This is a genomic window from Rhizobium sp. O111, assembly GCF_055616315.1.
The window spans coordinates 2,882,891-2,905,687 of the sequence record NZ_JBSHXL010000001.1; the positions used below are offsets into that span (position 1 = coordinate 2,882,891).

The window sequence follows — 22,797 nt, forward strand, 5'->3', positions numbered from 1 at the left end:
GTCAGGCCCTCGCTGCCGGCTGCTGCGCACGCTTGCCTTCGGTAAGCGCGATCGCATCGGCCGGGATGTAGTGATCGCGGCTGTAGTTGAAGGTGTGGACGATCGAGACGACGAGGATGCCGGCGAAGCTGATGGCGGCCAGCCACCACATGTACCAGATCATGCCGAAGCCAAGTGCCGTGGCGAGTGCCGCAACCACGACGCCAGTGGCGGTGTTGCGCGGCATGTGGACGGGGCGGAAGCCTTCGGTCGGATGCTTGTAGCCATGCTCCTTCATGTCGTGCCAGGCGTCGAGTTCGTAGACGACGGGCGTGATCGCGAAGTTGTAGGCAGGCGGAGGCGACGTGGTCGACCATTCCAGCGTACGGCCATCCCAGGGGTCGCCGGTGACATCACGCAGCTTGTTGCGCTTCACGATGCCCATGACGATCGCCATGACGAAGCCGAGCACACCGATGAGGATGATCACGGCGCCGATTAGCGCGATGACGAAGTAGGGCTGCAGCGTCGGGTCGTCGAAGTGGTTGACGCGGCGGGTGGTGCCCATCAGGCCGACGATGTAGATCGGCGTCCAGGCGACCCAGTAGCCGATGACCCAGCCCCAGAAGGCAACCTTGCCCCAGAACTCGTCCATCTTGAAGCCGAAGGCCTTCGGGAACCAGTAGGTCATGCCGGCGAAGAGACCGAAGACGACGCCGCCGATGATGGTGTTGTGGAAGTGCGCCACCAGGAACAGCGAGTTGTGCAGCACGAAGTCGGCAGCCGGTACGGCGAGCAGAACGCCGGTCATGCCACCGACCACGAAGGTCAGCATGAAGGCAACGACCCACATCATCGGCAGTTCGAAGCGGATTTCGCCGCGGAACATCGTGAACAGCCAGTTGAACACCTTGGCCCCGGTCGGAATGGCGATCACCATCGTGGCGATCCCGAAGAAGGCGTTGACGCTCGCACCCGATCCCATGGTGAAATAGTGGTGCAGCCAGACGAGGTACGAGAGAATGGTGATGACGACAGTGGCGTAGACCATCGAGCCGTAGCCGAACAGGCGCTTGCCGGTGAAGGTCGAGGTGATTTCCGAATAGATACCGAAGGCCGGCAGGATCAGGACGTAGACCTCGGGGTGACCCCACATCCACACCATGTTCCAGTAGAGCATCGCATTGCCGCCGAGATCATTGATGAAGAAGGCGGTGTCGAGATAGCGGTCGAGCAGCAGCAGGAAGAAGGCCGCCGTCAGCGCCGGGAAGATGGCGATGGCGAGAACGTTGCTGCAAAGCGCGGTCCAGGTGAAGACGGGCATCTTCATCAGCGTCATGCCGGGCGCGCGCATCTTGATGACGGTTGCCACCATGTTGACGGCCGAGAGCGTGGTGCCGATGCCGGCGATTTCGAGCGACCATAGATAATAGTCGACGCCGGTATCCGGACTGAAGGCCTTTTCCGCCAGCGGCGCGTAGGACAGCCAGCCGGTGCGTGCGAATTCGCCGACGAACAGCGAGATCATCACCAGCACCGAACCCGCCACCGTCAGCCAGAAGCTGAGGTTGTTCAGATAGGGGAAGGCGACGTCGCGCGCGCCGATCTGCAGCGGCATGACGAAGTTGACGATGCCGACGACCAGCGGGATCGCCACGAAGAAGATCATGATCGTTCCGTGGGCGGTGAAGATCTGGTCGTAGTGGCTCGAGTGCAGGAAGCCCTCGTTTCCGCCGAAAGCAACGGCCTGTTGCAGGCGCATCATGACGGCATCCGAGAAACCGCGCAGCAGCATGATGATCGCCAGCACGATGTACATGATGCCGATCCTCTTGTGATCGACGGAGGTGAACCACTCCTTCCAGAGATAGCCCCAGAGCCGGAAATAGGTGAGTGCTGCGACGATGATCAGACCGAGCGCGGCGACCGCGATGAAAGTGCCGACAAGGATCGGCTCGTGGATCGGCAGCGATTCGAGCGTAAGCCGCCCGAAGACTGTCGTGGTGAAGCTATGGTCTTGCATTGGAGCCTTGCTGTTCAGGCGCGGCGAGCGCGCCACTGTTGGTGCCAGTGTTGGTGCCGGTGTTGGTGTGGTCATGAGCGGCCGGAACGGCGGCGGTGACGTCGCCGGATGTCGAGGTGTGGCTCATGGATGGCATGCCCTGGCTCATCTGCCCCTCGCTTGACTGCATGGCTGAATGATCCATGGGCTGCGGCGCGAAGATGCCGCCATTGTCGCGATCAAGCGCGCGATCCTTCTTCATGATGTCGGCGGCGCATTCGGTGCCGGCGACCACGCAACGGTTGAGAACGCGATCAAAGAGACCGGAGGCGACGGTGGAGAAGTGCATGACGGGCACCTTCTCGCTCGGCTTGTCCAGTTCGACGTAACGGTCGGTCGACAGCGTCTCGCCCGCGGCCCTTATCCCCGCGGCCCATTGGTCGAACCCTGCCTGATCGACACCGTGCAGCTTAAACCGCATGTCGGAATAGCCGGCGCCGGTGTAGTTGCCCGAGTAGCCCCAGCTATCGCCCGGCGCGTTGAGCACGGCGTGCAGCATCGATTTCATGCCCGGCATCGCATAGATCATGCCCGCCAGCGTGGGCGCCGAGAAGGTGTTGAACTGGTTTGTCGAGGTGATGGAGAAACGTACGGGGACATCGACCGGGAGGGCCAACTCGTTGACGGTCGCGATGCCTTGTTCGGGATAGATGAAGAGCCACTTCCAATCCATGGCGACGACCTGGATATCGAGGGGCTTGTGGTCCTTGGCCAGCGGCTTGTCGGCGGAAATGCGATCGAGGGGGCGGAAGGGATCGAGGCTGTGGGTGGTGATCCAGGTGACCACGCCGAGACACGCGATGATCAGGAGCGGGATCGACCAGACCACCAGCTCGATCGGCGTCGAATGAGTGAAATTCGGATCGTACCTGCCGGGCGCTCGGCCCTTGCGGTATCGGAACGCGAAGACCACGATCAGGGTCAGCACCGGAATGACGACGAGAAGCATCATGCCGAGTGCGACGAGGATGAGGTTACGCTCCTGAAGAGCGATATCCCCCGTTGGGTTCATCACCACCATATTGCAACCGCTGAGAGGAAGCAGCGCAAGAGGTGCGACAAACCGGCGAAAATTTCGTGATATGAATGTTTTCTGGCGCATGCCCGGAAGCTATGTCGCCCCCCGCGCGGCAGCTTTGACATAGATCAAACTTTGATCCCGATGACCGGGGATTTCGCTGCGACATTTTTGTGTGCCGGCCGAAAATCGCGGAGTTCGGTCTCAGACGCCACCAAGCCGGCGCGCGGCAGCTTTGCGCCAATGGGAGACATTATAGCATGGCGGCCCATCGGCCGACAGAGCGGCCGATGAACGGCTCATCGCGATTGAAATGCACCGCAGCCGAACTCAAGCGGCGGTTTCAGCAGGGATGTCGATCTGATCCATCTTCCCGGCAGTGATGAGATCCTGAATCCGAGGATCGTCAAGCACAGTGTAAGGATAGCCTCGCGCAATAGCACTGACGTGCTCCAGCCTGGCAATCTGCGTGGGAGCCAGCCTGACCTTTGACGCAGCGAGATTGGTGTCGAGCTGCGACAGCGTTCGCGGCCCGATAATCGGCAGAGATCCTTTTGCCGCGACCCAGGCAATCGCGACTTCTCCAGGCGTCACGCCGATCTCTGCAGACACGGCGATAAGCGTGTCGATGATCGCCGTGCGTTGCGGGGTGTTCTCCGGCTGGAAACCCGCACCAGCCCAAGCTTCGTCGCGCCGTGCGTTATCCTTTACCTGACGGTATTTACCGGTCAGGACGCCGCCCCCAAGGGGCGAATAGGCAACCACGCCAATTCCAAGCGCTTGAGCGGCAGGTATCAGGTCCTGCTCGGTTGCCCGTTGGACTAGGCTGTGTTCGACTTGGATTCCGGCGATCGGAACGGAGCCGCGGATCTCCGCGATAGTTGCGGCGCGGGCGACACGCCAGGCGGGAAAGTTCGAGAGGCCGGCATAAAGAATTTTTCCCGCCCGTACGAGATCGTCGAACCCACGAACGAGCTCTTCCAGCGGCGTGACGCCATCAGAGACATGCGCCCAGAAGAGATCGATACGATCTGTTTTCAGGCGCTTTAGGCTCGCCTCCACCGAGGACACCATAGCTTGCCGGCTGTTTCCGGTGACGAGAATTCCGGAACCTGCATTCGTTTTGACGGCAAATTTGGTCGATAGGACGAATTCATCTCGTCGTCCTCTCAAAAGGTCGCCGAGCAGCTCTTCGGACTGCCCTTCCTGATAGCCGTTTGCCGAGTCGATGAAGTTGCCGCCGGCATCGGCATAGGCGTCAATGATGCGACGAGATTCTTCCGAGTCGGCGCCGTGTCCGCCCCAGGCCGTCCCGAAGTTCGCCGTACCCAGGACATATTCGGACACCCGTAATCCCGTCTTCTTACCAAACAACTTGTAACGCAAGAGAACATTCCTTCTTGTGGATCATATGGTGGTCGCGCTACATCAAACGGGCCACTGATCCATATAAATGGGCCAATGGCCCGCTTGTCAAGGAGAAGCGATGCGCGCGGATGCCAGGGAGAACTACAACCACTTGCTTATGGTCGCGCGCGATGTCGTTGCGGAGCAAGGGGTCAACGCATCGCTGCGCGACATCGCACGCAGGGCAAATATCGGCTGGGCAACGCTGTCGCGTCATTTTCCGACACGCGAGGCGTTGCTGGATGCCTTGCTGCGCAGGAGTTTGGAGGAATTGACCCAAAGAGCGGACATGCTCGAAGCGTCGCTGCCGTCAAAAGACGCTCTCGTGACCTGGCTTCGTGATGCGGTTTCTTTTGTGCAGATCTACAGCGGTGTTGTGACGATGATGGCCTCGGCATTGGCCGACCCCGAGTCTGCACTCCATGCTTCCTGTAAAGATCTACGCGAGGCGGGTGCGCGTCTTCTAAAACAGGCGCAGGCGGACCAGGTGGCTCGTCGCGACTTGGATGGAAACGATCTTTTCGCGTTGATCGGCGCTCTCGGCTGGATCGGCGATCAACCGTCATTCGCATCACGCAGCAACGATCTTTTTAAGCTTGTTGTTGGTGCAATCCTCACCGAAAGAGTTGCGTTGGAGAGCACCATCGATGCGGATTCGACGTCTGCCTAGGGCCGACTGCGGTCTTCCGCTTCGGGCAACAGCGGTCATTTACGGATGTCGTTTACCGTTGCGTACTTATCCGTATTTTGCCTCCATGACATCATCTGACCGTCGTGCTGCGAGGCGATCTCTGCCTGAAGATGCGGCGCGCTCGTGGAGGGTTAGTAATGACAATTTCGAGGACGCTGATTGCAAGCCTGTATCTCGTGGCAGGTTCGGCACTGGCCGCTGATACATTGAGGGTGACGCCCGATAACTTCGTGCGGGCTGAAAGCGATATGTATTTCGCGGTCTCCGCCAAGGAAGCTGGCCTCGGCAAGTTGATCCATCGTCGCGATCCATTCGACGTCGAACATCAGACCGTCGTGCGCGGCAACCGCGATACCTTGTATTCCAGCGGCGTCTTCGACCTCGATGCTGGTCCCGTGACGATTACCATGCCCGATGCAGGAGAACGATTTATGTCGCTGATGATCCTAAACGAGGATCACTATGTCACCGGCGTGTTTCACGGTGCGGGAAGTCATACGCTGACCAAGGATGCCGTTGGCACACGATACGTCATGGCGGCAGTTCGCACACTGATCGACCCCGGCAAGGCTGGCGACGCCGACGACGTTCACAAGCTTCAGGATGCCATCAAGGTCGATCAACCCGGCGGTCCGGGCAAGCTGGAACTACCCACTTGGGACAAGGCCAGCCAGGACAAGGTGCGTAGCGCACTCTTGGCGCTTAACGCGACCATGGAAAGCTTCGACCGGGCATTCGGAAGCAGGAGTGAGGTTGATCCCGTTCACCACCTGATCGGGGCTGCAGCCGGGTGGGGCGGCAATCCGGATAGCGAAGCTACTTACATCGCGGTCACGCCCGAGAAAAACGATGGGACGACGATCTATACACTGCACGTTCCCGCAAATGTTCCCGTCGATGGTTTCTGGTCGGTCAGCCGCTACAACAGCGAGGGCTTCTTCGTCCCAAATCCACAGAAGGCCTATTCCGTCAACAATCTGACCGCCACGAAGGGCAGCGACAGGTCGGTTACGATTCAGTTTGGTGGCTGCGATGGCAAAGTTGCCAACTGCCTGCCCGTCGAAGCCGGGTGGAATTATACGGTGAGGCTCTACCGGCCCCAATCGCAAGTGCTGGATGGAAGCTGGACATTTCCCCAACCGCAGCAACAGTGAGCGTGGCGATAAATCTCTTGGCCGTCCAAATGTCCGCTTAGGGCCGACTGCGGTCATTGGTGGCAACGGCTACCTACGTCTGGAAAATCGCAGCCGCGAAAGCCATTGCAATGATGCGTGAATGACAATGGTGATCCGCGCCCAAGGGCGGCGGATCACCATTTTCGAGATCGTCTCTTGATTCTCGTGAACGTCTAATTCTGATGCAGCATCACGGCGGAGGGCGGCGCCCCGTTATCCGTCGTCTTGCTATCGTGGCCGGCCACGACGATGAGCATCACGCAGGCGACCAGCCCGGAGACGAAGAGCGCTCCATATACCATCGTCCGTTCTCCCTGTAGCCCCGAACGTCGACCTTGAGCGAGGACCAAACTAAGGGGTCCAAGGTAACCATAAGCCTAAGCGACAGGGTTGAAGGATACTTAAAATGCCGGGCAATCGATTAACCACATATCGTGCCATCCGAGCGGCCATACGACCTCAGCTCGACCTGAGGCTCCGGACCTTGGAAAGAATATCGTCCGACAGCGCCGACACCAACGCCTGATCCGCCCCCTTGCGCGGCACCAGCACGAATTCGACATCCTCGAGCACCGGCAGCTTGCCCTTGCCGATCACCTTCAGGCCCGATGGCGCCATGCTGCGCGGCTGCACGAGCACGCCCATCCCTGCACGCGCCGCCGCCGTCAGCCCGCTCAGGCTCCCGCAGGTGCAGACGATCCGCCAGGAAATCTGGTGCCGCCCCAGCGCTTCCAGCGATATCGCCCGCGTCACGCTCGGCGGCGGAAAGGCGATCAGCGGCAGCGGCGAAGCGCTCATGATATGATCGGGATCGCGCGCCAGCCACACCAGCGGCTCGCGATAGACCAGCCGCCCGCGCGCGTCACCCAGCCGACGCTTGGCGAGCACCAAATCGATCTCGCCATTGTCCTGCATTTCATAAAGCACACCCGAGAGCGCCACCGTCAGCTCCAGATCGACCGACGGGTGCGAGCGCACGAAATCCTCGAGCACCCCGGGCAGCTGGCTGGTGACGAAATCCTCCGACACCCCAAGCCTCAGCTTGCCGCGCAGGCTTGGCCCGCCAAACAGCGATTGCACCTGCCCCTCGATCGACAGCATGGCGCGCGCATGCGAGAGCAGCGCCTCGCCATCCGTCGTCAGCACCACCTTGTGGGTATCGCGGGCAAGCAGTCGCCGCCCGACCGAGGTCTCCAGCCGCTGGATATGCTGGCTGACGGTCGATTGCCCAAGCCCCAGCCGCTCGGCGGCAAGCGTGAAGCTCCCCATCTGCTCGACGGCGACGAAGCTGCGCAATTGCGTAAGATCAAGCATGATTATCCCATATCGCGATAACTGTTATTTCTTGCATCGCGTATCATAATGGAAGAAACAGGATTGATCCATCAAAAGCCGGCTACAATGCCGAACAAGCCGAGACTAAGCCCATGCGCCGTTTCCTGCCCGATACTTTCACGATCCTCCTGGTCTGCACGGTCATCCTTGCATCGATCCTGCCGGCAAGCGGCGCCTTCGCCGGCTATTTCGGCACGGCGACCACAATCGCGATCGCGCTCCTCTTCTTCCTGCATGGCGCGCGCCTCTCGCGCGACGTGGTGATCGCGGGCCTGCTGCACTGGCGGCTGCATCTGGTCATCCTGCTCACCACCTTCGGCGTCTTCCCGCTGCTCGGCATGGGTCTCGGCTTCATTCCTGAAACGATCCTGCCGCATTCGCTCTATCTCGGCATTCTCTTCCTCTGCGTTCTGCCCTCGACGGTGCAATCGTCGATCGCCTTCACCTCGATGGCCGGCGGCAACGTGCCGGCCGCGATCTGCTCGGCCTCGGCGTCGAACATCTTCGGCATGTTCCTGACCCCGCTCCTCGTCGGCCTGCTCTTTTCGGTCGGCGGCCATGGCGGCTTTTCCTGGGATGCGCTGCTGCAGATCTTCACGCAGCTGTTGCTGCCCTTCATCGTCGGCCAGGTGCTGCAGCCCTGGATCGGCGACTGGATCCGCGCCAAGAAGAAGATCCTGATGCCCGTCGATCGCGGCTCGATCCTGATGGTCGTCTACCTCGCCTTCTCGACCGCCGTCGTCGAGGGCCTGTGGCACACCTTCTCGCTGTCAGATATCGCCGTCGTCATCGTCGCCGACATGGTTCTGCTCGCGCTCGTCCTCTGCGCCACCACCTTCGGCAGCCGCCTGATGGGCTTCAACGAAGCCGACCAGATCACCATCACCTTCTGCGGCTCGAAGAAGAGCCTCGCGAGCGGCGTCCCCATGGCCAACGTCATCTTCGCCGGCCAGGCGATCGGCGCCATCGTCCTGCCGCTGATGCTCTTCCACCAGATTCAGCTGATGGTCTGCGCCGTCATCGCCCAAAAATACGCCGCCGCCCATCATCGCCGCGCCACCGCCGCCGAAGTGGAACAGGCTGCGAACCCGGCGTGACCAGACAACAAAAAAGCGGCGCCCCGTGGGGGACGCCGCCTCGTTGCCATATCCTGGGAGGGATTGGTTCGTTGGTGACTTAGTTGGTGACCTGGGCCTCGATGGCCTTCGGCGCGCTCACCGGCTCGGCGGCGATCGCGATCTTGCGGGGCTTCATCGCCTCGGGAATGCTGCGAAGAAGGTCGATGTGGAGCAGACCGTTCTTCAGCGAAGCAGCCGTCACCTCGACATGGTCGGCAAGCTGGAAGCGACGTTCGAAGGTGCGCTTGGCGATGCCGCGATAGAGGAATTCGGAGCCTTCCGCATTGTCTTCATTCTTCTCGCCCTTGACGGTGAGAGCATGGGCCTGCGCTTCGATCGAAATTTCGGTTTCGTCGAAACCGGCGACGGCCATGGTGATGCGGTAGGTGTTTTCACCGGTGCGCTCGATATTGTAGGGCGGATAGGTCTGGCCCTGGTCGGGCTGGCCCAGGCTGTCGAGCATGGTGAAGAGACGGTCGAAACCGACGGTGGAACGATAGAGGGGAGAGAAGTCTACGTGACGCATGATGTCCTCCTGAGGAAGCGACTGATTGCGATAAATTGCCCCAGAAACCCCTTTATCGGCAGCTTCGGGACGGTTCCGCGGACCCGTTCTGGCGTCCACTACCATGAGATGGGGATGGCTTTTTCGGACTTCAAGACCCTTTCTGAGGGCCGCCCACAACCACCGAAAATCCGCGGCCAGCCACAGTGAACCGCGCATGAACACCTAGTTCGGCATCCGTTCAGACGCACGGGCCTAATGATTGCGTCATCGGGTTACACTGGCTCGATGGCTGGAGTGTATCGTCCCTTCGTCTCCAGCCCGATCTCAGGCCGGCACTGCGCTCCCCTCAGGTCCCGCATGCCGGCCACTTTTTTCGGCGGGCGCGGGCGACGCGCATCTCAGGAACGCTTTTTTCTTTGATTTGACAGGCCGATCGCCTATCCGCTTTACTTCTATCCCGAATCCTTTCGAAGGGCGCGCGCTGACGGCTATGGAACAGGTTCTGTTTTCGACACCCGGCAATCCGGTTCCGGAAAATCGCACGGAAGGCTACTTCGAGACGCATGACGGCCTGAAGCTGCGCTACGCCGTCTTCCGCTCCTCGGCACCCGTTGCCAAGGGCACCGTCGTGCTCTTGCACGGGCGCAACGAATTCATCGAGAAATATTACGAGACGATCCGCGACCTGACCGACAAGGGCCTCTGGGTCGCCACCTTCGATCTGCGCGGCCAGGGCAATTCCGACCGCATGCTGAAGAAGCGTCACTACGGCCATGTTCGCCGCTTCGTCGATTACGAGCACGACCTCGATACCTTCCTCGAGAAGGTCGTGCTGCCCGATACCCGCCTGCCCTTCTATATATTGGCGCATTCGACCGGCGCGCTGATCGCGCTGTCGGCTGCTCCGTATCTCACGACGCGCATCGAGCGCATGGTGCTGACGGCACCCTTCATCGGCCTCTCGGGCCAGGCTGCCTCGGCCGGCACCATCCGCTGGCTCGCATCCGCGGCCTGCGCGCTCGGCCTCGGCTCGCACCCGCTGTCGCGCAAGCTCAGGGAAAAGCCGTTCCGCGACAATCCGCTGACATCGGACGAAGTGCGCTTCGAACGCAACGTCGCGATTGCGCAGGCAAATCCCGATCTCACGCTCGGCCCGCCCACAGCACGCTGGCTGGTGGAATCCTTCAAGACCATCGAGCGCGTGACCGCGCCGAACCACCTCTTTTCGATCACCATCCCGACCGTCGTCATCGCGCCGACGCGCGATACGATCGTGCCTTACATCGCTCAGGAGCGCCTCTCGCGCTATTTCCGCGCCGGCCAGCTGGTGCCGATCAACGGCGCCCGTCACGAAGTGTTGCAGGAACGCGATGTCTACCGGCAAGCGGCGCTCGCCGCCTTCCACGCCTTCATTCCGGGCGCGGATGCCGAGGTTTCCGAGGAATTCGAGGGCTTCGGCACCTGAGCCGAAGCGCCTTAGGCGGGGTCCCACTACACGGCGCGCGCTTTCGAAATCGTATCGTACCGCCCCGCCCGATCACATTTTGAGACAAAAATGTAACGCGGTGTTTGAATTTTTACGATTGTAAGATAATAGTTACCCACTTTTTCGATAAGGGCTGAACTAATCACATAGGGGGCACCTGGCGTTGAGGGCGCATTACGTATTGGGACGATCTCTCTTCGGGATCATGATTGTGGGCTTGGCTGCCACGGGCTGCACTAGCACGCCAAAGACCACAGGCAGCATTCAGACGACCAAGCGTCTGCATACCGGCACGCCCGGTAAGGTCACCTACAATTACACGACGGAAGACCGAACCTGTCTCAAGCGGGCGATGTATTTCGAATCGCTGCATTCCGATCACGACGGCTATATGGCTGTCGGCAGCGTCGTGATGAACCGCCTGACATCCCCTGCCTATCCCAAGTCCATTTGCGGCGTCGTTTCGCAGGCCAAGCAGTTCGCCCCTGGCGTCATGACCCGTGAAGTCAAGGCACAGGCGGAGCCCGATCTCAACGCTGCCGCCGATGCTCTCTTGAAGGGTGAGCGCAATCCCGCCGTCAAGGAAGCCATGTTCTTCCATACCGACGGTATGAAGTTCCCCTATGACAACATGCACTACGTGACGGTTGCCGGCGGCAATGCCTTCTATGAGAAGCGCGGCGCCGATGGCGAGCTGCAGACCCCCTCGCCGCTCCCTGCCTATGAAGTCGCGATGAATTTCGTGCCCGCTCATAGCCAGATGGCCGCGCAGTTCGAATTGCTGACGCCAGCCGCTTCGCCGGCCCGCGAGCCGATTCCGATGGCGCAGGGCGTCGTCGAAACCGCATACGAAGCACCGGAAAGCGTCCCCGTGCCGCAGGCCGCCCCCATGCAGACGACCGCCGAAGCGGTCCGCATGGAACAGCCGCAGGTTCAGCAGGGCCAGGTGCAGCAGGGCCAAGTCCAGACCGCCCAGTTGCAACCGGCGCAAACTCAGCAGCCGCAATTCCAGCAGGATCGGTTCCAGCAGGCCCAACCGCAGCAGGCGCAGGCCAAGCAGCAGCACGTGCTGCAGGTTCCAGTCCAGCAGGCCTATGTCCCGTCCGAGCCAGCACCTGCCGCCTTCGAGGCCGTTGCCTACACCGTGCCGACGGCAGTGGCCGTGCCCACGCCGCGCCCGGCGGCCTTCGACACCGCCCGCATGCGCGGCGGCATCGGCGGCTGATCTCAGCCTTAAGAGACGACCGAACAAAAAAGGGTTCCAGCCTGCCGGCGGAACCCTTTTTCTTTGCCTATCTGTCTGGACTGTCAGGCCGTCGGCCCTTCGCCCCGCCCCAATGGCGCGTCATCGCCGACGCGCCAGATCGCGATCGTCAGGCAACCCTCGCCAGCGGCGTCATGCCGCGCGCGCTTCGCTCGTCGCCGACCTTGAACTGGCCGATCAGCTCGAACAGCGCGCTCGCCTCCGCCGCCAGCTTGCGGCTGGCGGACGCGGTCTGCTCGACCATCGCCGCATTGCGCTGCGTATCCTGATCCATCGACATCACGGCCTCGTTGATCTGGCCCAGCGCCTGCGATTGCTCACGCGCCGCCACAACGATGCCCGAGACATTGTCGTGCACCTGCACCACCCGTGTCGCGATCGCCTCCAGCGCCGCACCGGTCTTGTCCACCAGCGCCACCCCATCGCGAACCGAGGCTTCGCTATCATGGATCAGCGCCTTGATTTCCTTGGCCGCATCGGCCGAACGCTGCGCCAGCTGTCGCACCTCTTGCGCCACGACCGCGAATCCCTTGCCGGCTTCCCCGGCACGCGCCGCCTCGACACCGGCGTTCAGCGCCAGGAGATTGGTCTGGAAGGCGATGTCGTCGATGACGCTGACGATGCCGGCGATCTGGGTCGAGGAACGCTCGATCCGCGCCATGGCATCCACGGTCTGCCTGACGACATCGGCGGAATCCTGCGCGCTCTTCGTCGTGTCGTCGACCAATCGACCGGCATCCGCCGCCCGGCGCGCCGAATCCGACACGGTCGTGGAAATCTCGGTCACCGCCGCGGCCGTCTCCTCGACGGACGAAGCCTGCGATTCCGAACGGCGGGCAAGATCGTCGGACGCGGCACTGATCTCGCGCGTTCCCGATGCGATCTGCGTCGCGTTCCTGGCTATCGCCTGCATCGCCGCTCGCAACCGGCCGATCGAGGAGTTGTAATCGGTGCGCAGCGTCTCCAGCGAGGCGATGAAGGGCTTTTCGATCGTCTGGTCGAGGTCGCCATCCGCCATCGCCTGCAGGCCGATGGCGAGCTCGTTGACCGCCCGCACCCGCTCGCTGACATCGGTCGCGAACTTCACGACCTTGAACACCTTGCCGCTCATGTCGAAGATCGGGTTGTAGGAGGCCTGGATGAACACCTTGCGGCCGCCCTTGCCGATACGCGCGAACTCGTCGGCGGCGAATTGCCCGGCCGCAAGGCTGCGCCAGAATTCTTTGTACTCAGCACTCGCGGCATAGACCGAATCGCAGAACATCGAATGATGCCGGCCGCGGATTTCCTCCAGCGTATAGCCGAGCGTCTTCAGGAAATTCTCGTTGGCCGTCAGGATATGGCCGTCCGGCGTGAACTCGATCGTCGCCTGCGCACGCGAGAGTGCATCGAGCTTGCCCGCATCTTCGGCACTCTTCAGCTTGGTGTCGGTAATCACGGTGGCGAACTTCACGACCTTGTAGGGCGTGCTGCCCTTGAAGACCGGATTGTAGGAGGCCTCGATCCACACCTCGCGCCCACCCTTGGCGATGCGCTTGTATTGCCGGCGATCGAACTCGCCCTTGTTCAGGCCCTTCCAGAAGGCAGCGTACTCCGCGCTTCGAGCGTCTTCCGGATCGACGAACATACTGTGGGGTCGCCCGACGATCTCGTTCAGGCTGTATCCCATGGCCTGACAGAAATTCTCGTTGGCGAAGAGGATCTTGCCCGCCATGTCGAATTCGATCACGGCCTGGGAACGGCTGACGGCATCAAGAACGGCCTTGGCACCCGCGGCGGATCCGAAAGAAAAGAGCTGCATTATAATTTGCCTCAAACCGAAATGCGGACCGCCGAAAAAGCAAGGGTCCATAAACATTCATTTCAGCGGCAAGATTTGCAGCGAATTCTTTCGGTTCAATTAAAGTTCACCCGCTGCGAGCATCTTGCAAGGCAAGTAACCGCATGTTTTTGCAAACAAACAACCGATGAGAGTTCACATCGATCGAGAACAACCGATACTGTCAAACATCGCCTGCAGCTAACAAAACCGGACCTGATGCCGCCGAACTTGGCGCAACCCTCAGTTTAGCGTCGCAGGATCGCCACCGCCGCGTCATAGACCGCCTGGCTGCCGGCGGCGATGATCGAGCCGCCATTCTCCGGCCGCCCGCCATCCCAGGTGGTGATGATGCCGCCCGCCTTCTCGATGACGGGAATGATGCCGCCGACATCGTAGGGCTTCAGCCCGTTCTCGACGACGAGATCGATATGCCCGGCCGCCAGAAGCGCATAGGCGTAGCAATCGGTGCCATAGCGGAAAAGCCGCACCTGGCTTTCGATCTCGCGATAGCGGTCCATCTCGGTGCCAGCGAAGAGATGCGGCGAGGTGGTGAACAGGATCGCATCGGAAAGCCCGGCGCAATCGCGCACCTGAAGCTTCCGCTCGCCCTCCGGACCGGTGTAGTAGGATCCACTCTCACCGGCGAAATAGCGCTCGCCGGTAAACGGCTGCTCGATCATTCCCATGATCGCCCGGCCGTTCCTGTAGAGGCCGATCAGCGTCCCCCAGACGGGAACGCCCGAGATGAACGCCCGCGTGCCGTCGATCGGATCGATCACCCAGACATGCTCGCGGTCAAGCCCGACATTGCCGAACTCCTCGCCGAGAATGCCGTGCTCGGGGAAATGCTGTTCGATCAGCGCCCGGATCGCCACTTCCGCCGCCCGGTCGCCCTCGGTGACGGGATCGAAGCCCGACGCCAGCTTATTCGTCACGCCGGTCCCGGAGCGAAACCGCGGCAGCGTCTCGGCCTTGGCGGCTTCCGCGAGGCGATTGAAGAAGGTGCGATCAGGAAACATGAGGGACATCCGTGTGAGACTGTCGATGCCGCTTTCCATAGCCGAAAAGGCCCGTTTTGCAAACGGAAGCAGCAATTTTTAGCCGGCTGCACATATTTTGCGCACCGCAATAAAATGATTGACAATTGTGCACTGCAATAGTAGCGTCTGCCTACAGTCTTCTGACTGTAAATACCCTCCTTGGGTGTTTCCTCCCTAGACTTGGACCGCCGCAAGGCGGTCTTTTTTTTGTCGGGCTGGAATGGCAACCAAGAGGAGCGGCCGAAGTCCGCAACTCTGACGCTGAAAAGCTACACCATCTTCAAGACAGTATTAGTACGCTGGATCGCCGTCGCCGCGACGTGCTGAAACGCCGGCTGGATCATCAGTTGGGCGACAGCGGCCGAGACGAAATCGGCATTGAGCCCGGCGATCGCTGACAACGTTGCCTCGACATGCGGGCGATAGCGCCGAAGCTCCTCAACGAGCTCGCCCTCATGGCTCTCGGCAGCGGCGGCAATGTCAAAAATGTCACGGGGTCGAATGGACGCTCCGCGATAATAGATCTTCTTCGCAACGATCTCGGGCACCGTCTCCAGAAGTACATCCAAATTCTCGACGGAGGCCCGAGCATAGGGAACGGACGTCAGCCCTTGAGCGACGATAAAATCGATCTCTCCAACCCCATCGAAGGCGAACTTCTGGAACTTGACCCCATCTCCTTCATATCCGTCGGGAAAGACATCGAACTTCAATTCGGCTTTCGCGGGATCGAGATAGCCCAGCACCTGGGCATCTGGCAGGAAAATATCGACGTCATGACTGTCCCGATGCTCGATCTGCAGCATCATCGCGGTGCCACCACCGAAGGACCACTCGTCGATAATTGGATAGGCCCGATTGACCTGATCGATCAGGCTTGTCGCGATGCGGAAAAGCCGCCTCCAATCCGGAGGACCGCCGATCGTCACGCCGCCAACGGATAGGTTTCGCCGGAGTAGGCGGAGAACGCCCTGGCGGCCTCCACCAATTCAGGCAGCGAAATGCCGACCGAGGCCGCGAACGCCGCCTGAAGCTGCGGGGTCACTTCGGCGAAGAAGGACGACATGTGGCCGGGTACGGTCTTCGCCTCATCCATATGCGACAGATAAAACGCCAGCTCGGCGGCCGTCAGCTTGCGCCCGTAAGGCGCATTGACAGTCCCCAAAACCGTAGCTGCGATATCCATCGTCACCACCATTGACCGACAGCCCAAAATAGAACTGCACGAACCAAGCGTCAATGCGCGCGAAAAACCGCCCTACTCAGCCGCCAGCGCCGTATCGCCGGCGAACTTGGCGACGTAGTCGGCCATCTGCCGCATGAAGGAGGTGATCGCGGCGGCGACGAGCGGGAAATCGGCGCGGCGCTCTAGCGTCACCTCGTCGACATAGATCGAGCGATTGACCTCGATCTGCAGCGCGTGCAGGCCGCGCGAGGGGCGTCCGTAATGCTCGGTGATGAAGCCGCCGGCATAGGGCTTGTTGCGGATCGCGGCGAAACCCATCTCCTCGAAGATGCTGACGGCCATGCGCGACAACTCGGCCGAGGCGCTGGTGCCGTAGCGGTCGCCGATGATGAAATCCGGCCGCGAAGTCGCACCCGCGACGCGAATATTGCCCGGCATCGAGTGGCAGTCGATCAAAACGCCGAAGCCGAACTGCACATGCGTGCGCGCGATCAGCCGGCGCAGTGCGGCGTGATAGGGCTTGTAGACCGCCTCGATACGATCGAGCGCCTCCTGCACCGGCAAGCGCCGCGCGTAAATCTCCATGTTCTCGGCGACGATCCTGGGGATAGTCCCGAGCCCGCCCGCCACGCGCAGCGAATTGATATTGGCGTAAGAAGGCAGGAGCCCGTCGAACATGCGCGGATCGAGTTCGTAGGGCTCGCGGTTCACGTCGAGATAGGCGCGCGGAAAATTGGCGAGAAGCAGCGGCGCGCCGAGCGCACCGGCCGCCGAAAACAGCTCGTCGACATAGTGGTCTTCCGAGCGGCGGATCGAAATCCCCTGCAATCTCGATTGCGCGATGAACTCGGGCGGATAGATGCGGCCGCTGTGGGGGGAATTGTAGACGAATGGAATGGTGTGCGACGCGGGTTCCCGTATCTCAAAAAGCTCGTACGCGGGAATCTCGTCCACCTGTTTCCCTCTTAACCATGCTGGCAGGCAGCTATCTCGCCCATGTTGCCAGTTGAAGGCCGCCAAGTCCATACTATCTCATGGGGATGACGCTTTGCACAGGCGCTTCACCGGTTGTTTACCGGCCGAAATCTAGTGTAAATGACCAATACTCACGCATAAATTCCACTGATCAGCGGTCTGGATAATGACTCAGAAGATACTTCTTGCAGAAGACGACAACGACATGCGCCGCTTCCTTGTGAAGGCGCTCGAAAAGGCAGGCTACAAGGTCCTGTCCTACGACAACGGCGCCAGCGCATACGACCGCCTTCGCGAAGAACCCTTTTCCCTTCTTCTCACCGATATCGTCATGCCCGAAATGGACGGCATCGAGCTGGCGCGCCGCGCCACCGAACTCGATCCCGACCTCAAGGTGATGTTCATCACCGGTTTTGCGGCCGTGGCACTCAATCCTGATTCGAAGGCACCGAAGGACGCGAAGGTCCTTTCCAAGCCTTTCCACCTCCGCGACCTCGTTGACGAAGTCAATAAAATGCTTGCGGCCTAAGGGTTCTGTGGGCGCATGTCACAAATCTGAAAAAGGCCTATTGACGGCCAAATAGGTTTGTGGTCTATGCGCCGACATCGGATGGGCGTGTAGCTCAGCGGGAGAGCACTACGTTGACATCGTAGGGGTCACAGGTTCAATCCCTGTCACGCCCACCATCCAGATTAGACTGAATAGTCAAGGGCTTAGCGAGAAATCGCTGAGCCCTTATTCGTTTCGGCAAGCGGCAATCCAAAGCCTGCAACCGACGTTCCGTCGGCGAAATGTATTTCACGAGGCGATGCGGCCCGCGCCGGTCCACCGGGCGCGACCCACTCGCTTCAAGACCCATCCACACCCTCGTCTCGTTCAGAATCCATTAAGCCAACCAATGCCATCTTCTGGGCATGTTGAGTGGCTATCGAGCCTCTCGATCTTAACGGAGACGCATGCGAATGAAGAAGATGGCTCTGTACGCCGTGGTTGCCGCAACCACGTTCAGCAGCGTCCTGGCGACCACAGCGCCGGCAATGGCGCAGTATTACGACCGTCGCCCGCCGGGCTATGGTTACCGCGACCAGCCGCCACCCCCGCCGCCCCCGCGCCGCCGCCATCACAATGACGGTGCCGTCATCGCCGGTGGTCTTGCGGCCGGTGTTATCGGCGGCCTGATCGGCGGTGCGATTGCCAACGGCAATTCCGGCCCGCGCTATATCGACCCGCCACCGCCGCCCCCGCCGCGTTGCTGGTTCGAGGATCGCCAGGTGCAGAACGCCTATGACGGCGGCTACCACATGGAAAGCATCCGCGTCTGCCGCTAACGATGTCGGGCATTGTGCCCAGCACCAAAGCAGCAACCACCGCCCCGGTCTCCGGGGCGTTTTGCTGTCGGGCATCGCGCAACACAGGCGCTGAAACGAAAAGAGGCCCGGCGGATGGCCGGACCTCTTCATGTCGAGCGAACCGCGCGAGCGCTTATTCGTGGATCGTATAGGAGCCCATTTCGCAGAGGTTCTGCGTGTCGGTGGTCGTGTCGAGGTTGGAGCCTTCCTCGAACTCGAACTTCATGTCGTATTTGCAGACGTCGCGGCCGTCACCGATGGTGATGTCCATGCTTTCGCCCGGGTTCAGTACCTGCTTGCCGAAGACGTCGTCTTCCCACTCGTTGACGCCAACGGGCGAGGTATAGAAATTGGTGAGCACCGAGTTGGTGCCGTTCTTCAGCGTGAAGACCAGGTCTTCCGCGTGCGAGACGCCTGAAAATGCCAGAAATGCGATGGCGGAGACCGCCGACAGCGTGATGTTTCTCATGTTTCCCCTCAAAACGCCCCACACGGGGCGCGACGGTCTTATTATCGGATCGACATATGTAAAAGTGGTTTCGTAAGCCATTTCTGGTGGCTTTTCTTGGACTGCGAAGTTGTGTGCCAAGACATTGAAAGTCTAGCGTGCTGACCAATTTCGAACACAGTAGAATGTCATGGCCTCGGTGCTGTGGCGACACGATTGCAGCATGTCGCGCAAAAGTGTGAAGCGGTTTTGCGGCACCGACATGCGAGAAAACAGAGGCCTAAAGCGTGACAAGCGAATCCGAAGGATCGCGACAAGCTTGGGCATGACGAGGTATTGAAATGAAACTGGTAATCCTGACCGCTGGCGCACTTCTGTCGGCATCGATCGCCCAGGCAGCGGGCACGGCACAGCAGAACTTCCCAGGCGCGCCTGGCGCGCTGACGCTGGCCGGACGATGCAGCAAGCTCGTCGTCGGCAAGGTCGATGTCTCCAAGCCCTGCCAGAACGAGATCGCCAGCGTTACGCTGGTCAACGGTCAGGTCACCTTCATCTTCTCCGCCGAAGGCAAGATGCTCGGCTTCCAGGGCGACGGCACCAAGATCAAGCCGGCATCGGCGGGCAATGTCACGTTGCCGCTCGATATGGTCGTGACGGGCGCCGGCCAGAAGATGACCGGCCAGGTCAAGGTCTCGGGAAGCTGCACGCTCGGCAACCCTTATGACGGAAAGCCGGTCGCCATCGAATGCAGCGCCAAGAGCACCGACACCGCCTTCTCCGCTGTCTTCAAGACCAACGGCAAGGCGCCGAAGCAGAAATAAGCCTAGACAATCTTCAGGCGCACCAGGCGCCCTTGCCGGGCTTGCGGGCCAGACCCTCATCCACCAGCTGCGCGCCGATCGAGCGACCGTCGCGCGAGATGACCCGGGGCGCTGTCCCCTTGTCGGGCTGGCCGGCGGCGTTCATCGAGAACGACCCGGCATTCAGAAGGTTGAGCAGCCGGAGCTTGGCGGCGAAGCCCGCCTTGCGCTCGCCGTCGCAGCGCGCATTGTCGATGCCGGGGCTGACGATATCGGCGATGACGATCTTTTCGCCCTTGTACCAGAAGGTGCTGCCGTCGGCGACGCAGTTGATATGCTCGCCCTGCCCGCAATAGCCGAAGGCAGCCTTGGCGGATTGCGTCTGCGCCGGTGAAATGGAAGCGGGCGAAATCGAAACCGGCTCCGCCCGTTCGGCGACGGGCCCCTTGGACGAAGGGATCGGCACGGCGGCCGGAGGAATGATCTTCGAGACCGGCGCGATCGACGCCGTCTGCCTCGGCCCCGTGTCCCGGCTCGTATCCTTGATAGCCTCACGCACCGCATCGCGCTCGCGTGTGTTCTTCGCCACGCTCACCGGCCGCGAGGCTGATGGGGAAGGCGCATGCGAGGCGAGCATCGGCTTCACGCTCTTCCAGTTGTCGTAGACGGCGATGCCACCGAAGGCGAGCGCACCCACGACCACCCAGGGAAGCGCGCTGCCGCCTCCGCTCTTCCTCGCTCCCGACCGCGAGCGTGTCGATGTCTTGCGGCGTGTCGCTGTCTTGGCCATGGCGTCCCGATTCCCGTGATGGCCGATTATCGCCGCGCAATCCTTTCCGAAAGGTTGGCAAGCGCCATTTGTCCCCCGCAGGTTTCGCCCCCTAAGTTTCCCGTGAGAAGTTTCGCTTGCCCCGCCGCCACATCATCGCGCCATTTGCCCGCTAGAGCCCACCGGTCACGTTTCGTTGAAGAGGCTGGTCGTCGAAAACGCTGGCACGGCGCGATCCGGCTGCCTATTTGAGGCGTGGTTGCTGTGACAGAGACGCTGGAACAGCCACGACGACGGCTGAGAAGTGAAGGCATGACGCGAAAATATCTGAAATTTCTGAAGTGGCCCGCAGGCCTCGCGCTCGGCGCGGTGCTCCTGGTCCTCGGCCATGCCGGCATCGGCCAGCTCACTGGAAATTTCCACGAAGTCATCCCCGGCGAGCTCTACCGCTCCGCCCAGCCAAGCGGCACTGATATCGCCACCTATGCCGACACCTACGGCATCAAGACGATCGTGAACCTGCGCGACGAGGAGCGCACCGACTGGTACCGCAATGAGGCGGCGGCCGCGCAGAAGGCCGGCATCACCCTGATCGATTTCCCGATGTCCTCGTCGAAGCTATTGCCGATCCCCGAAGCCGAACGCCTGGCAAAGCTGATGGCCGATGCGCCGAAACCGCTCCTCATCCACTGCGAACACGGCGCCAACCGCACGGGCCTCGCCTCCGCCATCTATGTCGGCGCCGTCGGCAAGCTCAGCGAAGCCTTCGCCGAATTTCAGCTCAGCCCCTACTTCGGCCACTTCGCCCTCCCCGGCATCGGCCGCTACGAACTCACCCGTTCCTGGGACGCGTTTGAAGAAACCATCGGGTTTTGAGGGGGAGCGGTCTGCCTCTCGTGCGGCTGTTGCCTCCACGCCAACCACACCCAGCGACGTCATCCTCGGGCTCGTCCCGAGGATCTAAGCACGCCGCCGAGAGTGTAACGGTCATGGACCGCCCGCCGGCGGTTTAATCCATGCACGTCCAAGCCTAGACCAACCCTCGGCAGATCCTCGGGACGAGCCCGAGGATGACGTTGGTGGGTGTGGCACCGGCCGAATTAATAACGACGAAACAAGCTCTACCAGCACACTACGACAGCCTCTCGTGCGGCTGCACCACCACGCCAACCACACCTAGCGACGTCATCCTCGGGCTCGTCCCGAGGATCTAAGCGCGCATCCAAGAATGCAACGGTCATGGACTACCCACTGGCGTTAAAATCCATGCACGTCCAGCCCAGACCAACCCTCGGCAGATCCTCGGGACAAGCCCGAGGATGACGACGGAGTATGTGGCACCAGCCGAATTACTAACGATGAAACAAGCTCTACCAGCACACTACGACAGCCTCTCGTGCGGCTGTGCCACCGGGCAAACCCCACCCAGCGACGTCATCCTCGGGCTCGTCCCGAGGATCTAAGCACGCCGCCGCGAGTTCAACGGTCATGGACCGCCCACCGGCGTTAACATCCATGCACGTACAGCCCAGACCAACCCTCGGCAGATCCTCGGGACGAGCCCGAGGATGACGTTGGTGGGTGGGGCACCGGCCCGTAATAAGCGATCTTGTGACGGACACTCCCCGGCAAGATCACCCTCAACCCGCAGATCGCGCCTCAGCGCCGATCCGCTTCGTCTCTCCCGCCCTGACACCAACACGCACATCCGCCGCGGCCGGGACGGCAATCGCACGCCACTCGCTCTCATGCTTCATGGTCAGGTCAACGGGCACGGTATTTACGGTCATCTATTTCTCGCTATCGGCTGGAATTCAGTTCTTGTCGGAGCCCTTGTCGTCGCTGGTAATCGGTCCCTCGCGCGACAAATCTCCGCCCGTCACATGCGCGGGCACGTGGATGTCGTGGTGAACGCCCGGCGTCAGCGTCAAGTCCACCTGATGCGGCGGCATCACCTGGGCGGTCTTCATCCGGTTCGGCTTTGCCCGCTTCATGCGGTCGGGCGCTTGCGTGCGCTTGTCGGGAATATGGGTGTCTGGAACGTGGCTATGGGTCGGCATGGTCGTCCTCTCCCTTATCGTTACACTCTTCGCTTTACACTGGCCCCGTTTCCCGACCGCGCACCGAGCGCGCCGCGACAAAAGTCGGCGGCCCATCGGCGACACATCTGTCGGGCAACTGAGAACGTAACGACCGGAGGCCCGGATGGTTCCCGAGAAAAGCGATCGCGCGCCCCAGCCCGATCTTGACTGAGCCGCGAACTTGACTATCTCTGTGAACATCCCGCGGCCTCAGACATCGGCCGACGGGCAACCTGGTGCCGGGCCCCTCTGGCGAGAGTTTTTACGGCGCTCTCGTGATGTC

At 61.1% G+C, this 22,797-nt stretch carries 23 protein-coding genes, 1 tRNA gene and 1 pseudogene; 10 read left to right on the plus strand and 15 right to left on the minus strand.

Going from position 1 to position 22,797, the window contains the following annotated elements; translation table 11 throughout:
- Position 1 precedes the first annotated feature (1 nt).
- The 3 genes from cyoB to ACVTFQ_RS14550 form a co-directional block, all read right to left on the minus strand.
- Positions 2-2,002, minus strand: a complete 2,001-nt coding sequence (gene cyoB, locus ACVTFQ_RS14540) for a cytochrome o ubiquinol oxidase subunit I (protein WP_047509526.1) — start codon at positions 2,000-2,002, stop codon at positions 2-4.
- On the minus strand, positions 1,989-3,143 hold the full coding sequence (gene cyoA, locus ACVTFQ_RS14545; protein WP_313760034.1) for a ubiquinol oxidase subunit II: 1,155 nt from the start codon (positions 3,141-3,143) through the stop codon (positions 1,989-1,991). Before cyoA ends, cyoB begins: the two co-directional genes overlap by 14 nt.
- 246 nt (positions 3,144-3,389) lie before the next feature.
- Complete coding sequence (locus ACVTFQ_RS14550) at positions 3,390-4,445, minus strand: aldo/keto reductase (protein WP_111563396.1); 1,056 nt, start codon at positions 4,443-4,445, stop codon at positions 3,390-3,392.
- Between the two features lie 100 nt (positions 4,446-4,545).
- Here ACVTFQ_RS14550 and ACVTFQ_RS14555 point away from each other — a divergent pair, with 100 nt between their 5' ends.
- Positions 4,546-5,136 carry a TetR/AcrR family transcriptional regulator gene (locus tag ACVTFQ_RS14555; RefSeq protein WP_111563397.1) on the plus strand — a complete coding sequence of 197 codons (591 nt, stop codon included), beginning with the start codon at positions 4,546-4,548 and terminating at the stop codon, positions 5,134-5,136.
- A gap of 158 nt (positions 5,137-5,294) precedes the next feature.
- Positions 5,295-6,311 (plus strand): DUF1254 domain-containing protein, encoded by a 1,017-nt coding sequence (locus ACVTFQ_RS14560; RefSeq protein WP_111563398.1) that lies wholly within the window; start codon positions 5,295-5,297, stop codon positions 6,309-6,311.
- 194 nt (positions 6,312-6,505) lie between these two features.
- On the opposite strand, the gene ACVTFQ_RS14565 is transcribed toward ACVTFQ_RS14560, so the two are convergent.
- Together ACVTFQ_RS14565 and ACVTFQ_RS14570 are read right to left on the minus strand one after the other, a co-directional pair.
- Entirely contained in the window at positions 6,506-6,634 is a 129-nt protein-coding gene (locus tag ACVTFQ_RS14565; RefSeq protein ID WP_018899769.1) for a hypothetical protein, read from the minus strand.
- Positions 6,635-6,791: 157 nt separating this feature from the next.
- Entirely contained in the window at positions 6,792-7,646 is an 855-nt protein-coding gene (locus tag ACVTFQ_RS14570; RefSeq protein ID WP_111563399.1) for a LysR family transcriptional regulator, read from the minus strand.
- Between the two features lie 113 nt (positions 7,647-7,759).
- Here ACVTFQ_RS14570 and ACVTFQ_RS14575 point away from each other — a divergent pair, with 113 nt between their 5' ends.
- Complete coding sequence (locus ACVTFQ_RS14575) at positions 7,760-8,764, plus strand: bile acid:sodium symporter family protein (RefSeq protein ID WP_111563400.1); 1,005 nt, start codon at positions 7,760-7,762, stop codon at positions 8,762-8,764.
- Between the two features lie 79 nt (positions 8,765-8,843).
- Here ACVTFQ_RS14575 and ACVTFQ_RS14580 read toward each other — a convergent pair whose 3' ends face one another.
- Positions 8,844-9,311 carry an Hsp20 family protein gene (locus ACVTFQ_RS14580; RefSeq protein WP_018899772.1) on the minus strand — a complete coding sequence of 156 codons (468 nt, stop codon included), beginning with the start codon at positions 9,309-9,311 and terminating at the stop codon, positions 8,844-8,846.
- A 472-nt stretch (positions 9,312-9,783) separates the two neighbouring features.
- Here ACVTFQ_RS14580 and ACVTFQ_RS14585 point away from each other — a divergent pair, with 472 nt between their 5' ends.
- The gene (locus ACVTFQ_RS14585) at positions 9,784-10,758 is read left to right on the plus strand and encodes an alpha/beta hydrolase (protein ID WP_111563401.1); all 975 of its coding nucleotides are present in this window, start codon (positions 9,784-9,786) and stop codon (positions 10,756-10,758) included.
- 184 nt (positions 10,759-10,942) lie between these two features.
- Positions 10,943-11,707 (plus strand): annotated as a pseudogene (locus ACVTFQ_RS14590) (cell wall hydrolase); the annotation flags it as partial.
- 445 nt (positions 11,708-12,152) lie between these two features.
- On the opposite strand, the gene ACVTFQ_RS14595 reads toward ACVTFQ_RS14590, so the two are convergent.
- The 5 genes from ACVTFQ_RS14595 to ACVTFQ_RS14615 form a co-directional block, all read right to left on the minus strand.
- Positions 12,153-13,844, minus strand: coding sequence for a methyl-accepting chemotaxis protein (locus ACVTFQ_RS14595; RefSeq protein WP_111563402.1), 1,692 nt, complete (start codon positions 13,842-13,844; stop codon positions 12,153-12,155).
- A 266-nt stretch (positions 13,845-14,110) separates the two neighbouring features.
- Positions 14,111-14,884: a histidinol-phosphatase gene (gene hisN, locus ACVTFQ_RS14600; protein WP_111563449.1), complete on the minus strand. Its 774-nt coding sequence runs from the start codon at positions 14,882-14,884 to the stop codon at positions 14,111-14,113.
- A 290-nt stretch (positions 14,885-15,174) separates the two neighbouring features.
- Positions 15,175-15,834 (minus strand): nucleotidyl transferase AbiEii/AbiGii toxin family protein, encoded by a 660-nt coding sequence (locus ACVTFQ_RS14605; protein ID WP_111563403.1) that lies wholly within the window; start codon positions 15,832-15,834, stop codon positions 15,175-15,177.
- Positions 15,831-16,091 (minus strand): hypothetical protein, encoded by a 261-nt coding sequence (locus ACVTFQ_RS14610; RefSeq protein WP_111563450.1) that lies wholly within the window; start codon positions 16,089-16,091, stop codon positions 15,831-15,833. Before ACVTFQ_RS14610 ends, ACVTFQ_RS14605 begins: the two co-directional genes overlap by 4 nt.
- A gap of 72 nt (positions 16,092-16,163) precedes the next feature.
- Positions 16,164-17,045, minus strand: coding sequence for an N-formylglutamate amidohydrolase (locus ACVTFQ_RS14615; protein WP_111563404.1), 882 nt, complete (start codon positions 17,043-17,045; stop codon positions 16,164-16,166).
- 187 nt (positions 17,046-17,232) lie between these two features.
- Between ACVTFQ_RS14615 and cpdR1 the strand changes: the two genes are divergently transcribed.
- From cpdR1 to ACVTFQ_RS14630, 3 genes are all read left to right on the plus strand, one after another.
- On the plus strand, positions 17,233-17,595 hold the full coding sequence (gene cpdR1, locus ACVTFQ_RS14620; protein WP_003542883.1) for a response regulator CpdR1: 363 nt from the start codon (positions 17,233-17,235) through the stop codon (positions 17,593-17,595).
- 83 nt (positions 17,596-17,678) lie between these two features.
- A tRNA-Val gene (locus tag ACVTFQ_RS14625) sits at positions 17,679-17,753 on the plus strand.
- A 276-nt stretch (positions 17,754-18,029) separates the two neighbouring features.
- Positions 18,030-18,395 (plus strand): hypothetical protein, encoded by a 366-nt coding sequence (locus tag ACVTFQ_RS14630; RefSeq protein ID WP_111563405.1) that lies wholly within the window; start codon positions 18,030-18,032, stop codon positions 18,393-18,395.
- A gap of 154 nt (positions 18,396-18,549) precedes the next feature.
- On the opposite strand, the gene ACVTFQ_RS14635 is transcribed toward ACVTFQ_RS14630, so the two are convergent.
- Complete coding sequence (locus tag ACVTFQ_RS14635) at positions 18,550-18,885, minus strand: hypothetical protein (protein ID WP_111563406.1); 336 nt, start codon at positions 18,883-18,885, stop codon at positions 18,550-18,552.
- Between the two features lie 320 nt (positions 18,886-19,205).
- On the opposite strand from ACVTFQ_RS14635, the gene ACVTFQ_RS14640 reads away from it, so the two are divergent.
- A complete protein-coding gene (locus ACVTFQ_RS14640; protein ID WP_018899780.1) occupies positions 19,206-19,685 on the plus strand; it encodes a hypothetical protein in 480 nt (159 codons plus the stop codon).
- A 13-nt stretch (positions 19,686-19,698) separates the two neighbouring features.
- Here the strand turns inward: ACVTFQ_RS14640 and ACVTFQ_RS14645 are convergent, their stop codons facing one another.
- Positions 19,699-20,454 carry a hypothetical protein gene (locus tag ACVTFQ_RS14645; protein WP_111563407.1) on the minus strand — a complete coding sequence of 252 codons (756 nt, stop codon included), beginning with the start codon at positions 20,452-20,454 and terminating at the stop codon, positions 19,699-19,701.
- A 291-nt stretch (positions 20,455-20,745) separates the two neighbouring features.
- On the opposite strand from ACVTFQ_RS14645, the gene ACVTFQ_RS14650 reads away from it, so the two are divergent.
- On the plus strand, positions 20,746-21,309 hold the full coding sequence (locus ACVTFQ_RS14650; protein WP_111563408.1) for a dual specificity protein phosphatase family protein: 564 nt from the start codon (positions 20,746-20,748) through the stop codon (positions 21,307-21,309).
- A gap of 764 nt (positions 21,310-22,073) precedes the next feature.
- Here the strand turns inward: ACVTFQ_RS14650 and ACVTFQ_RS14655 are convergent.
- Positions 22,074-22,223, minus strand: a complete 150-nt coding sequence (locus tag ACVTFQ_RS14655; RefSeq protein WP_162718291.1) for a hypothetical protein — start codon at positions 22,221-22,223, stop codon at positions 22,074-22,076.
- A 24-nt stretch (positions 22,224-22,247) separates the two neighbouring features.
- A complete protein-coding gene (locus tag ACVTFQ_RS14660) occupies positions 22,248-22,493 on the minus strand; it encodes a hypothetical protein (RefSeq protein ID WP_047509565.1) in 246 nt (81 codons plus the stop codon).
- Between the last annotated feature and the right edge of the window lie 304 nt (positions 22,494-22,797).